The 13,840-nt window shown below is 32.0% G+C and carries 14 protein-coding genes; 10 read left to right on the top strand and 4 right to left on the bottom strand.

The features are described from left to right. Positions 1-268 precede the first annotated feature (268 nt). On the top strand, positions 269-844 hold the full coding sequence (locus tag ACXQH5_RS01390; protein WP_031845098.1) for a hypothetical protein: 576 nt from the start codon (positions 269-271) through the stop codon (positions 842-844). Positions 845-897: 53 nt separating this feature from the next. Here the strand turns inward: ACXQH5_RS01390 and ACXQH5_RS01385 are convergent, their stop codons facing one another. Next, complete coding sequence (locus tag ACXQH5_RS01385; protein WP_000868637.1) at positions 898-2,280, bottom strand: aspartate kinase; 1,383 nt, start codon at positions 2,278-2,280, stop codon at positions 898-900. A 190-nt stretch (positions 2,281-2,470) separates the two neighbouring features. On the opposite strand from ACXQH5_RS01385, the gene ACXQH5_RS01380 reads away from it, so the two are divergent. From ACXQH5_RS01380 to ACXQH5_RS01365, 4 genes are read left to right on the top strand one after another with little or no spacing between them, the layout of a single operon-like run. Then, positions 2,471-3,751: a homoserine dehydrogenase gene (locus ACXQH5_RS01380; protein WP_000735867.1), complete on the top strand. Its 1,281-nt coding sequence runs from the start codon at positions 2,471-2,473 to the stop codon at positions 3,749-3,751. 5 nt (positions 3,752-3,756) lie between these two features. After that, on the top strand, positions 3,757-4,818 hold the full coding sequence (gene thrC / locus ACXQH5_RS01375; protein ID WP_001255464.1) for a threonine synthase: 1,062 nt from the start codon (positions 3,757-3,759) through the stop codon (positions 4,816-4,818). Position 4,819: 1 nt separating this feature from the next. Next, on the top strand, positions 4,820-5,734 hold the full coding sequence (gene thrB / locus ACXQH5_RS01370) for a homoserine kinase (RefSeq protein ID WP_000073175.1): 915 nt from the start codon (positions 4,820-4,822) through the stop codon (positions 5,732-5,734). A 57-nt stretch (positions 5,735-5,791) separates the two neighbouring features. Continuing rightward, positions 5,792-6,595 carry a Cof-type HAD-IIB family hydrolase gene (locus ACXQH5_RS01365; RefSeq protein ID WP_000186307.1) on the top strand — a complete coding sequence of 268 codons (804 nt, stop codon included), beginning with the start codon at positions 5,792-5,794 and terminating at the stop codon, positions 6,593-6,595. 327 nt (positions 6,596-6,922) lie between these two features. Here ACXQH5_RS01365 and ACXQH5_RS01360 read toward each other — a convergent pair whose 3' ends face one another. The 3 genes from ACXQH5_RS01360 to ACXQH5_RS01350 form a co-directional block, all read right to left on the bottom strand. Beyond that, positions 6,923-7,237, bottom strand: a complete 315-nt coding sequence (locus ACXQH5_RS01360) for a hypothetical protein (protein ID WP_000580201.1) — start codon at positions 7,235-7,237, stop codon at positions 6,923-6,925. Further along, positions 7,212-7,316: a hypothetical protein gene (locus tag ACXQH5_RS01355; RefSeq protein ID WP_031845099.1), complete on the bottom strand. Its 105-nt coding sequence runs from the start codon at positions 7,314-7,316 to the stop codon at positions 7,212-7,214. Before ACXQH5_RS01355 ends, ACXQH5_RS01360 begins: the two co-directional genes overlap by 26 nt. Positions 7,317-7,454: 138 nt before the next feature. Further along, complete coding sequence (locus ACXQH5_RS01350; RefSeq protein ID WP_000389954.1) at positions 7,455-8,909, bottom strand: amino acid permease; 1,455 nt, start codon at positions 8,907-8,909, stop codon at positions 7,455-7,457. 203 nt (positions 8,910-9,112) lie between these two features. Here ACXQH5_RS01350 and ACXQH5_RS01345 point away from each other — a divergent pair, with 203 nt between their 5' ends. The 5 genes from ACXQH5_RS01345 (at position 9,113) to ACXQH5_RS01325 (ending at position 13,765) form a co-directional block, all read left to right on the top strand. Next, positions 9,113-10,630, top strand: a complete 1,518-nt coding sequence (locus ACXQH5_RS01345) for a catalase (protein WP_000078506.1) — start codon at positions 9,113-9,115, stop codon at positions 10,628-10,630. A 90-nt stretch (positions 10,631-10,720) separates the two neighbouring features. Then, entirely contained in the window at positions 10,721-10,870 is a 150-nt protein-coding gene (gene rpmG / locus ACXQH5_RS01340) for a 50S ribosomal protein L33 (RefSeq protein ID WP_001265708.1), read from the top strand. A gap of 453 nt (positions 10,871-11,323) precedes the next feature. After that, positions 11,324-11,593: a 30S ribosomal protein S14 gene (gene rpsN, locus ACXQH5_RS01335; protein WP_001085655.1), complete on the top strand. Its 270-nt coding sequence runs from the start codon at positions 11,324-11,326 to the stop codon at positions 11,591-11,593. Positions 11,594-11,749: 156 nt separating this feature from the next. Next, positions 11,750-12,727: a GMP reductase gene (gene guaC, locus ACXQH5_RS01330; protein ID WP_000688126.1), complete on the top strand. Its 978-nt coding sequence runs from the start codon at positions 11,750-11,752 to the stop codon at positions 12,725-12,727. A 21-nt stretch (positions 12,728-12,748) separates the two neighbouring features. Beyond that, positions 12,749-13,765 carry a CAP domain-containing protein gene (locus tag ACXQH5_RS01325; protein WP_170171895.1) on the top strand — a complete coding sequence of 339 codons (1,017 nt, stop codon included), beginning with the start codon at positions 12,749-12,751 and terminating at the stop codon, positions 13,763-13,765. Positions 13,766-13,840 lie beyond the last annotated feature (75 nt).

Raw genomic sequence — 13,840 nt, 5'->3', positions numbered from 1 at the left:
TTGTTATTCAATTTCCCACATTTTTATTAGTTGATTTTAGTTCATCATTGTTATAATCAAATTATAAACTGACAGATATTGATGTTCAATGAATATGACGTGAAAGATTCGTGAATTCAAGTTTATGTCGAATTTATGTTATAACGGTCATTTAAATGACAGAATTAGGTCACTCATAGTATTTTGAAGATTGAATTCATTAATTTTAAAATGTATAATGATATTTGTGAAAGCGCTTGCTTAGGAGGTGTATTTGAGAGTGAATGAAATGAATGCTAAAGAACAATTAGTGGACAATTTAATGAAAACATCATCGCAATTATTTAAATTTCACGGTGAAGTTGCCATGCAGCTTTTCTTAAATGATGAATTAAAATTACCTTCTATTGTTGAAATATGCGTGGAACGTAAGCGTTTAAGTGATATTGTGAAAGTTATTCCGCAATCATATGCGTTACTATACATAGATAAGCAAGATCAAGCAATAGCTAAAGAAGATTTATCACTTTCAAAAATTGCAAAAGTTTATGTGCAATATGATGATACAACAATAATGAGTATTTTCGTTTATGATGTAGTAAACGATGAATGGATTTTTAGATTGGATCCGAATATACGTATACCTAAGAGTAACATATACTTCCATAGTTTAAATTGGGATGTGGATTATATTAAACCGGAGATCGTTCTAATGTATGATCTAATGCAACACCATCAGTATCATCATTATTCCAATTATAAACGAGTCATAGATGCATTAAGCTACTATCAATTTTTTATTTTAAAATTTGTAGTAGGTGAGAAACGTATTAAGGATGCAATCCAGAGGACAATAAATAATTAAGAAAAAGCAATTCATAACGCAGTTGAATACATGTGTTACGAATTGCTTTTATTTTAGTTTTTATCACACAAGTTTTTTAATGCAACCCCGTGATAGCAAAACTCATATGTAGATAATACAGCTTTTTCAGCATCATCTACATGAATTCCAAACATCATCGAGATTTCCGAAGCACCTTGGTTAATCATTTTTAAGTTAATTTTTGATTCAGCTAAGGCATGTGTAATTTTATTTGCAGTACCAATGACTTTATTCATACCTTCGCCGACAATCATTAAAATTGCTAAATCATGCTCAATACTTAGCTCATCAACATCACATTTTTGACGAATTTCATTTAATACTTTTGTTTCTTTATTTTGAATTTGTTTTGAACGCATAACGATACTGATAGTATCAATACCTGAAGGCATATGATCAAATGAAATATTATTATCCTCTAAGACACCTAATATCTTTCTAGTAAAGCCGACTTGTCTATTCATTAAATACTTTTTGATATTAATAACGGTAAAATCTTTATCACAACTTATACCGCTAATCACATTTTTCGCATTTATTTCTCTATCATGCACTATAAATGTACCTTTATCTTGAGGGCGGTTCGTATTTTTAATCACCACAGGGATGCGATCTTTATAAAGTGGTTGTAAGGCTTCATCATGGAAAACACTAAAACCAGCATAAGATAATTCACGCATTTCTCGATAAGTGATTTCTTCGATTAATTCAGGATCTTTGATGATATTTGGATTAGCTTTATAAATACCAGACACATCGGTGAAATTTTCATAAATTGTAGCTCTAACACCACTTGATATGATGGCGCCAGTTATATCTGATCCGCCACGTGGAAATGTAACTATATATCCATCATGAGATACGCCAAAAAATCCTGGGATAATTAGTTTCTCATCATAATCTCTTAATTTTTTAATTTCAGAGTAAGCACTATCTAATATTTGTGCTTCTTGTGGGACGTCAGTAACAAAAATACCCGCTTCCTTCGGTGATATATATTTTGTTGGTATACCTTGACTATTATTATATAAAGCTATCAATTGCGCATTAAAATCTTCACCACAAGAAAGTAATGCATCTAATAGTCTCTTCGGTTCATTTTTTAATTGATTAATATAATGTTCCAAAGTCACATCTATCGTCCGTAAAATACTTTCATCCATTTGCAATTCTTTTACAATATCATCATAACGCTGAATAATTTCTCTTTTTTTATCATGATAATCAAGATGATTAATGACCTTTTCATATAATCTGATTAACAAATCAGTTGTTTTAATATCATTATCATGTCTTTTACCTGGAGCAGAAACGATAACAATCTTTCGCTCTGGATCAGAATTAATAATATTTAAAACCTTTTTAATTTGAGTAGCATTGGAGACGGAGCTACCACCGAATTTGGAAACTTTCATAGTGCATGCCAACCTTTCTAAAAAATCAGAAAATTGTATTCAGTTTTGTAAGTAAGAATGATATTATGTATTTATATTTTGAATATTACGAACTTTACAAAAATAAAGAATAATTCTATACTATACTATCATCTAGTGTTTTTCAATAATACATTTGTTTTTCTCAAAAGCACAAACGGAGGTACATAAAATGAAAAAATTAAATATAGCATTATTAGGATTAGGTACTGTCGGATCTGGTGTTGTTAAAATCATCGAAGAGAACCGACAGCAAATTCAAGATACATTAAATAAAGATATTGTCATAAAGCATATTCTTGTTCGAGATAAATCTAAAAAGAGACCGCTAAATATTAGCCAATATCATTTAACTGAAGATGTTAATGAAATTTTAAATGATGATTCATTAGATATTATCGTTGAAGTCATGGGAGGAATTGAACCAACTGTAGATTGGTTAAGAACAGCACTTAAAAATAAAAAACATGTTATTACCGCAAATAAAGATTTATTAGCAGTACATCTTAAACTTTTAGAAGATTTAGCAGAAGAAAATGGTGTAGCTTTAAAGTTTGAAGCGAGTGTAGCAGGTGGTATTCCGATCGTAAATGCCATAAATAATGGTTTGAATGCGAATAATATTTCAAAATTTATGGGAATTTTAAATGGTACCTCTAATTTTATTTTATCTAAAATGACTAAAGAGCAAACGACATTTGAGGAAGCACTTGATGAAGCGAAAAGACTTGGTTTTGCTGAAGCGGATCCAACTGATGATGTAGAAGGGGTGGATGCAGCGCGTAAAGTTGTCATTACATCATATTTATCATTTAACCAAGTCATTAAATTAAACGACGTTAAACGAAGAGGAATTAGTGGTGTAACTTTAACTGATATTAATGTAGCCAATCAACTGGGGTATAAAATTAAATTGATTGGTAAGGGAATATATGAAAATGGCAAAGTTAATGCATCAGTAGAACCAACGTTAATTGATAAAAAGCATCAATTAGCAGCTGTAGAGGATGAATATAACGCGATTTATGTCATTGGTGATGCCGTTGGTGACACGATGTTTTATGGAAAAGGAGCAGGCAGTTTAGCAACAGGTAGTGCCGTTGTCAGTGATTTATTGAATGTAGCATTATTCTTTGAATCAGATTTACACACATTGCCACCACATTTTGAATTAAAGACAGATAAAACAAGGGAAATGATGGATTCTGATGCAGAAATTAATATTAAAGAAAAATCCAATTTCTTTGTGGTAGTGAATCATGTCAAAGGTTCAATTGAAAATTTTGAAAATGAGTTAAAGGCAATATTACCATTCCACCGATCATTAAGAGTTGCAAATTACGATAATCAATCATATGCCGCTGTTATAGTTGGATTGGAATCATCACCGGAAGAATTAATCACTAAGCATGGATACGAAGTTGACAAAGTATACCCAGTAGAAGGAGTTTAATTATAATGAGAAGATGGCAAGGATTAGTAGAAGAGTTTAAAGCACATTTACCAGTAAATGAAAATACACCAAAATTAACATTGAACGAGGGAAATACACCACTCATTCATTGTGAAAATATGTCTAAAATACTAGGTATAGATTTATATGTGAAGTATGAAGGTGCCAATCCGACAGGTTCATTTAAAGATCGCGGTATGGTAATGGCTGTGACAAAAGCAAAAGAGCAAGGTAAGAAAATTGTAATATGCGCTTCGACTGGAAATACATCAGCGTCTGCAGCAGCATATGCAGCGAGAGCAGGTTTAAAAGCTATCGTCGTAATACCAGAAGGTAAAATTGCATTAGGTAAATTGTCGCAAGCAGTAATGTATGGTGCAGAAATCGTTTCTATTGAAGGAAACTTTGATGAAGCTTTAGAAATTGTAAAAGAAATTGCAAAAAGTGGCGAAATCGAGCTTGTAAACTCTGTCAATCCATTTAGAATCGAAGGGCAAAAGACAGGCTCATTTGAAATTGTGCAACAATTAGACGGTGAAGCACCTGATATTTTAGCGATTTCTGTAGGTAATGCAGGTAATATTACTGCATATTGGAAAGGCTTTAAAGAATATCAAGAAGCTAAAGGATCACAATTGCCGAAAATGTTTGGCTTCCAAGCTGAAGGCGCATCACCAATTGTCCAAAATAAAGTCATTAAAAATCCTGAAACGATTGCAACTGCTATTCGAATTGGTAATCCTGCTAGTTGGGATAAAGCGACTAATGCTCTTAAAGAATCAAATGGATTAATAGATAGTGTTACTGATGATGAAATTCTAGAAGCATATCAGTTAATGACAACTAAAGAAGGTGTCTTTAGTGAACCAGCAAGTAATGCTTCTATTGCAGGTTTAATTAAATTGCATAGACAAGGTAAATTACCTCAAGGTAAAAAAGTAGTTGCGATTTTAACTGGTAATGGATTAAAAGATCCTGATACTGCTATTTCACTACTAGATAATCCGATAAAGCCATTGCCAAATGATAAAGATAGCATTATCGATTATATTAAAGGAGCTTTATAACATGTCGAATGTTTTGGAGTTAACAATTCCTGCATCAACAGCCAACCTTGGAGTTGGCTTTGATTCTATAGGTATGGCTTTAGATAAATTTTTACATCTGTCTGTAAAGGAAACATCAGGGACAAAATGGGAATATATATTCCATGATGATGCATCGAAGCAATTACCTACTGACGAAACAAACTTTATTTATCATGTGGCACAACAAGTTGCTGCTAAATATAGTGTTGACTTGCCTAATTTATGTATCGAAATGAGAAGTGATATTCCATTGGCAAGAGGGTTAGGTTCGTCAGCTTCTGCTTTAGTAGGAGCTATATATATCGCAAATTATTTTGGTGATATCCAACTATCTAAACATGAGGTATTACAATTAGCGACTGAAATCGAAGGACATCCTGATAATGTTGCGCCGACCATTTATGGTGGTTTAATCGCTGGGTATTATAATGATGTCTCGAAAGAAACGTCAGTTGCACATATCGACATACCAGACGTGGATGTGATTGTAACGATACCAACTTATGAACTAAAAACAGAAGCATCAAGACGTGCTTTACCACAAAAATTAACACATAGTGAAGCGGTTAAAAGTAGTGCAATTAGTAATACAATGATTTGTGCATTAGCACAGCACAATTATGAATTAGCAGGTAAACTCATGCAACAAGATGGCTTTCATGAACCGTATCGTCAGCATTTAATTGCTGAATTTGATGAAGTGAAAACAATTGCTAGTCAACATAATGCATATGCAACAGTGATTAGTGGTGCTGGACCAACTATTTTAATATTTAGTCGCAAAGAAAATAGTGGCGAATTAGTTCGCGCTTTAAATAGAAATGTAGTTACATGTCATTCTGAATTAGTAGATATTAATGTTAGTGGTGTTAAAGAACGAATTGTATACCAATAGACGCTTTATATTGTAAAATAGTATTGAATGTGAAATAGAGAGGAGATTTAATGCGATATGACAAATTATAAAGTTGTCGTTTTAGATATGGATGACACATTGCTAAATTCAGATAATGTGATATCAGAAGAAACTGCAAATTATTTAACAGCAATTCAAGATGAAGGTTATTATGTTGTTTTAGCATCTGGTAGACCTACTGAAGGTATGATTCCAACTGCTAGAGATTTAAAATTACCTGAACATCATAGCTATATTATTAGTTATAACGGCAGTAAAACGATTAACATGACTAATGAAGAAGTAGAAGTAAGTAAATCGATTGGTAAGCAGGATTTCGATGAAATTGTAGATTATTGTCGAGATAGAGGCTTTTTCGTTCTTACATATCATGATGGTCAAATTATTTACGACAGCGAACATGAATATATGAATATTGAAGCGGAATTAACTGGTTTACCGATGAAACGTGTTGATGATATCAAAGCATATATTCAAGGCGATGTACCCAAGGTCATGGGAGTTGATTATGTAGCGAATATTACTGAAGCTAGAATTGATTTGAATGGTGTGTTCAATGATAATGTAGATGCTACGACAAGTAAGCCATTCTTCTTAGAATTTATGGCCAAAGATGTTTCAAAAGGTAATGCAATTAAAGCGTTATGTCACAAATTGGGATATTCGGTGGATCAAGTCATTGCTTTTGGTGATAGTATGAATGATAAATCAATGTTTGAAGTCGCAGGTCTAGCTATTGCTATGGGGAATGCATCAGATGAACTTAAGCAATATGCAGATGATGTTACGTTGGATCATAATGAAAATGGTATTCCACATGCGCTCAAAAAATTGTTATAAATTTTAAAATAAGCCTAAGCACAGGATATTTGAATAAGATTGAAATGCTCCCTTCAAAGTAGACATTGAAAAAATGAAAGCTTTGAAGGGAGCTTTATTTATGTGAAAATGACTTCAGTTATACTATGGAGGATTTGAAATACATATTATAGATTAGTAATGATATCTAGCGAATAGAGTAGATGTATATTTTAAAAATAAATCAAGTATTAATTAGTCACGGAGGTAGATAAATAAATTTGAATCATTCTGAATAATTACGAATGTATTAAAAAATGCAGTGACAATCTAACATTAATTGTTAAAATCACTGCAAGCATCTTGATTTTATTTAGCTGTTTGTGTCCAGTCATGCTTCCCTCTGAAGCGTTTTACATGAGCATATATTTGGTCAGCAGTATAATCTAAATTTGTATAAACTGTAATACTGAACGCTGATTGGTTTTCAGCAAATGATTCTTCGGAAAATAATTCCTTTAAGTGCGTAAATAAATCATTCATTTGTTTATGGTTTAAACCGGGATATTCCCTTAAAGTTCGCTTTAATAATTGTCCGTTCTTTTCTTCTAATGCTTGAACTACAATAACAAATCTCTCATCTTGCTTTAGTACATCATCAAATAAATTTGTTTGTCCAATCATTGAATTTCACCCCTGAAAAGTTATTGTTATCTACATTATACACGATATGCAAAATATCTAAAATAAAGAATGGTAACATGGTCATAATAAAATATAAACAGAATACTAGTTAATACACTTTATACTAGAAAAAGATATTAAAGTATATCTACTTTACACCATTAAAAAGCGGCAAATGCTATAGATAATCTAAAGCATCTGCCGTGTGAGAATTTATTTATTTTTGATTGTCATAATCGTGTGGTTTTAAATTAATTGTTTCTAGCTTTACAAATTTTGTTTTGTGAATGATTTTATGAATAAAGTAAATCAACGCTAGAATGATTAAAGGTAAAAAGTTTTTAAAAGCATTTAACCATTGATCTTTTAAAATATATTCAACTGAACCACCAAATAGCAAGAATAATAGCGTAGTGATGACAATGATTGGTCCTAATGGATAAAAAGGTGCTTTATATGGTAGGACCTTATTAGGATCTTGACCTTGTTTTTTAATAGCTTGTCGCAATCGTATTTGTGACCAAATGCTTGATCCCCAAACAACTATAATCATTGAACCAATAATTTCAAGTAAATTAAATACGGCATTTGAATTAAAGTTTGCATAAATAATAACAATAACAACGACTGCATAAGTAGTTAATAGTGCTCTTAAAGGTAACTTTGTTGTCTTGTTTAATTTACTTAAAAATTGGGGTGCTTTTTTGTCTGAACTTAAGGAATACAACATTCTTCCTGTTGTATAAACACCTGAATTTGCAGCGGATAATAATGAAGTTAAAATAACCGCGTTGATTACTGATGCTGCAAAGGCTATGCCTACTCTATCGAATACAATTGTAAATGGGCTTTGACTTATTGAACTACTTGCTCTTAATAATGATGGATCTGTGTACGGAATAATTGCACCAATTACTGCAATTGATAAGACATAGAATAAAAGAATACGCCAAAATACTTGTTTAATTGCCTTAGGCATAGACTTTTTAGGGTCATCTGATTCACCAGCAGTTACTGCTACTACTTCTGTACCACCAACCGAAAATCCGGCGACTAATAATACGCCTAAGAAACCAGAGATACCACCAACAAACGGTGCTTGGCCTTTTGTATAGTTTTCAAATCCATATGCATGACCACCTAAGATACCGAAAATCATTAAAAAGCCAAAAATAACGAATACGATAATTGTTAACACTTTAATCAATGATAACCAAAACTCAGTTTCTCCAAATGATTTTACAGAAAAAATGTTTAATAATAGTAAAATTGTAATAAAGATTAAGCTCCAAGTAATGGGGTGGAAAAATTTAAATGTGTCCCAGAAATAAAGCACATTTGACGCTACTATGACATCAACACTTGTAACTAATGACCACAATGCCCAATACAACCATCCCATGGTAAAGCCTAGAGATGAGTCAATAAAGCGTGTTGAATAAGAGCTGAATGAACCTGATACTGGATAAAATGTTGCCAACTCTCCAATTGATGACATTAAGAAATATAGCATGACACCAATAACAAGATAAGCGAGTATAGCGCCTCCAGGACCAGCTTGAGAAATGATATTACCAGTAGCTACAAATAGACCAGTCCCAATTGCACCACCTATAGCAATCATGGAAATGTGTCTTGAGTTAAGACTACGGTTCATTTTATTATCTTCCATATTTAGTCTCCCATCTATTTAAATATACCCATTATTGTAAGCTTTTTAAGTGTACTATTCAATAACTATTTAGCACTGTAAAGCGAAAAAATTAAAATTTTCTGATTTTTTAATCATCTTGAGCATGTTTAATTGTAATTCTGATGGGGTTAAATTATAATATGTATTAAATTATAATTATTATAAATTGTGGAGGGATGACTATGTCACAAAAAGACAAAAAGTTAACTGGTGTTTTTGGGCATCCAGTATCAGATCGAGAAAATAGTATGACAGCAGGGCCTAGGGGACCTCTTTTAATGCAAGATATTTACTTTTTAGAGCAAATGTCTCAATTTGATAGAGAAGTAATACCAGAACGTCGAATGCATGCCAAAGGTTCTGGTGCATTTGGGACATTTACTGTAACTAAAGATATAACAAAATATACGAATGCTAAAATATTCTCTGAAATAGGTAAGCAAACCGAAATGTTTGCCCGTTTTTCTACTGTAGCAGGAGAACGTGGTGCTGCTGATGCGGAGCGTGACATTCGAGGATTTGCGTTAAAGTTCTACACTGAAGAAGGAAACTGGGATTTAGTAGGGAATAACACACCAGTATTCTTCTTTAGAGATCCAAAGTTATTTGTTAGTTTAAATCGTGCGGTGAAACGAGATCCTAGAACAAATATGAGAGATGCACAAAATAACTGGGATTTCTGGACGGGACTTCCAGAAGCATTGCACCAAGTAACGATCTTAATGTCAGATAGAGGGATTCCTAAAGATTTACGTCATATGCATGGGTTCGGTTCACACACATACTCTATGTATAATGATTCTGGTGAACGTGTTTGGGTTAAATTCCATTTTAGAACTCAACAAGGTATTGAGAACTTAACTGATGAAGAAGCTGCTGAAATTATAGCTACAGATCGCGATTCATCTCAACGCGATTTATTCGAAGCCATTGAAAAAGGTGATTATCCAAAATGGACAATGTATATTCAAGTAATGACTGAGGAACAAGCTAAAAATCATAAAGATAATCCATTTGATTTAACAAAAGTATGGTATCACGATGAGTATCCTCTAATTGAAGTTGGAGAGTTTGAATTAAATAGAAATCCAGATAATTACTTTATGGATGTTGAACAAGCTGCGTTTGCACCAACTAATATTATTCCAGGATTAGATTTTTCTCCAGACAAAATGCTGCAAGGGCGTTTATTCTCATATGGCGATGCGCAAAGATATCGATTAGGAGTTAATCATTGGCAGATTCCTGTAAACCAACCTAAAGGTGTTGGTATTGAAAATATTTGTCCTTTTAGTAGAGATGGTCAAATGCGCGTAGTTGACAATAACCAAGGTGGAGGAACACATTATTATCCAAATAACCATGGTAAATTTGATTCTCAACCTGAATATAAAAAGCCGCCATTCCCAACTGATGGATACGGCTATGAATATAATCAACGTCAAGATGATGATAATTATTTTGAACAACCAGGTAAATTGTTTAGATTACAATCAGAGGACGCTAAAGAAAGAATTTTTACAAATACAGCAAATGCAATGGAAGGCGTAACGGATGATGTTAAACGACGTCATATTCGTCATTGTTACAAAGCTGACCCAGAATATGGTAAAGGTGTTGCAAAAGCATTAGGTATTGATATAAATTCTATTGATCTTGAAACTGAAAATGATGAAACATACGAAAACTTTGAAAAATAAATTTGATATGTAGTTTCTATATTGCGTAGTTGAGCAGTTTATGATATCATAATAAATCGTAAAGATTCCTAACAAGAGAGGGTGTTTAACGTGCGCGTAAACGTAACATTAGCATGCACAGAATGTGGCGATCGTAACTATATCACTACTAAAAATAAACGTAATAATCCTGAGCGTATTGAAATGAAAAAATATTGCCCAAGATTAAACAAATATACGTTACATCGTGAAACTAAGTAATTCTTATCATTCAAATACGACGATTTGAAAATAAAGCGGGCTTACCTATTATATTGGGGAGCTCGCTTTTTTATGAAATTTTTGTGAAGAGTGATTAATGAATTGAGTTTCATCGATAGAACAATTTATGATTGTATTAGTTGTTACTTTATTAAAATTTGAGAATATTTATAGAAGGAAATAGATTACTGATTTTATAAAGTCATTTTGTTAGCGAATGCTTGAAAGAGTATTTAATATAGTAGAATTTAAAATTTCAAAGCGGAATTTAATAAGTACGAAGTAATTGTGGATATGTTTTATAAATGTTCGACAATACATTTTAATGTTAAATATGATGGTTTAGAAAATAATTTAACAAAGAAATGAAACTTTACTGTTGAATTATGTGAGGATTGTGTTATTATATAAATCGTAATAATTACGATTTGATAAAAAGTGAGGTAACTATATATGGCTAAGAAATCTAAAATAGCAAAAGAGAGAAAAAGAGAAGAGTTAGTAAATAAATATTACGAATTACGTAAAGAGTTAAAAGCAAAAGGTGATTACGAAGCGTTAAGAAAATTACCAAGAGATTCATCACCTACACGTTTAACTAGAAGATGTAAAGTAACTGGAAGACCTAGAGGTGTATTACGTAAATTTGAAATGTCTCGTATTGCGTTTAGAGAACATGCGCACAAAGGACAAATTCCAGGTGTTAAAAAATCAAGTTGGTAAAATCAAATTTCGTACTTTAGCCCATTTACAATATCAATAAAACAATGTACAGTATATACGAATGCTATAAACTGAATGTTTTCTCATATTAATAAGGAAACATTCGGTTTTTAATTTGCATTTAAAAATAATTAGTTTTTAAAGGGGCTATTTAAAGTGAAAATATTTGATTACGAAGATATTCAATTAATACCTAATAAATGCATAGTTGAAAGTAGGTCTGAATGTGATACAACTATCCAATTTGGTCCGAAAAAATTCAAGCTACCTGTAGTTCCTGCAAATATGCAAACAGTTATGAATGAGAAATTAGCGAAATGGTTTGCTGAAAATGATTACTTTTATATCATGCATCGTTTTGATGAAGAAGCAAGAATACCTTTTATAAAACATATGCAAAATTCAGGCTTATTTGCATCTATTTCAGTTGGTGTAAAGAAAGCGGAATTTGATTTTATTGAAAAGTTAGCTCAAGAAAAATTAATCCCCGAATATATTACAATAGATATTGCGCATGGTCACTCAGATTCAGTGATAAACATGATTAAACATATAAAAACCCATATACCTGATAGTTTTGTTATTGCTGGTAATGTTGGTACGCCAGAAGGTGTTAGAGAATTAGAAAATGCTGGTGCTGATGCTACCAAAGTCGGTATAGGTCCTGGTAGAGTTTGTATTACAAAGATTAAAACAGGTTTTGGTACTGGTGGTTGGCAGTTAGCGGCATTAAACATATGTAGTAAAGCAGCTCGTAAACCTTTGATTGCCGATGGTGGTATAAGAACGCATGGCGACATCGCTAAGTCAATTAGATTTGGTGCATCAATGGTCATGATTGGTTCATTATTTGCGGCACACGAAGAATCACCTGGTGAAACTGTAGAACTTGATGGTAAACAGTATAAAGAATATTTTGGTAGTGCATCTGAATTTCAAAAAGGCGAACATAAAAATGTAGAAGGTAAAAAAATGTTTGTAGAACATAAGGGGTCATTAATGGATACCTTAAAAGAAATGCAACAAGATTTACAAAGCTCAATTTCATATGCCGGTGGAAAAGACTTGAAATCATTACGTACTGTAGATTATGTTATTGTTAGAAACTCTATTTTCAACGGTGATAGAGATTAATATTTATAGTAGGTGATGTAAATTAAAAAATTCATAGTAACTGTTGTTGCGTTTTTATCAATTATTATCATTGCGCCAATAACAGAATTTAAACCATTCATTCATTTACAAAATGAAGTAAGACAATATATTGACATTCACATCAATAAAGAAACAATTTCTGCGGAAAATAAATTGGATACGCCGAAGAAACAACAATTTGCCTTTAACAATATACAAATGAACATGTCGAAATCAGATGTTGAGAAAACATTAAATAAACCAAAAAGAGTGACATTTAATGAATATGGTACGAAGTGGTATACGTATTATGATGACGATTACAATAATTTTATAATGATAAGTTACATTAAAGATAAAGTTAATGTGTTATATACAAATCAAAATATCATCACTTCAAAATCAAAAATTAAATACAATACACCGAAATCGGTTGTAAGGCAAAGATTAGGCGAACCAGAAACAGAGATTGTTAAAGGTAGAGTGCGTTACGAACAAAATAATAAAGAATATGATGTTTTCCATAAAAATCACATTTATACGACGGTATTTTATGATAAGCATCGACGTAATAATGTAACAGCTGTTTTACAAGTAAGTGATGCTATGGAAAATAGATTAAAAGAACAATATGGAGCACCTTCGAAATCGCTTGCAGATAGTTTTGAACTACAAAATTTTGATTTAGTTAATGCTGAAAGAAAACAACATCAATTATCTACATTGAAGTATTCTAAACAGAATTCTGAAACTGCTCGTAAGCATAGTAAAGATATGGCCGAAAATCATTATTTTGATCATACAAATTTAAAAGGTCAATCACCATTTGATCGATTGAAAAAAGATGGTATTACATTTAACTCAGCCGGAGAGAATTTAGCATATGGTCAAGTTAGTAGTATCTATGCACATCAAGGATTAATGAATTCTATTGGTCACAGAAAAAATATTTTAAATGATACGTTTAAAATATTAGGTGTTGGTGTTGATTTTAATGATGAAAAACAACCTTTTTGGACAGAAAATTATACTGGTTAATGTTTTTGGTATGAGTTTAAAGGGTAATGTTTGTCTGTAAGGAAGTAGATAAACATGATGACAACAGATAAACCA

This window comes from Staphylococcus sp. SA22 (assembly GCF_054165785.1).
Note: the sequence above shows the minus strand (reverse complement) of the source record. Positions and strands in the feature narration are given on the sequence as shown.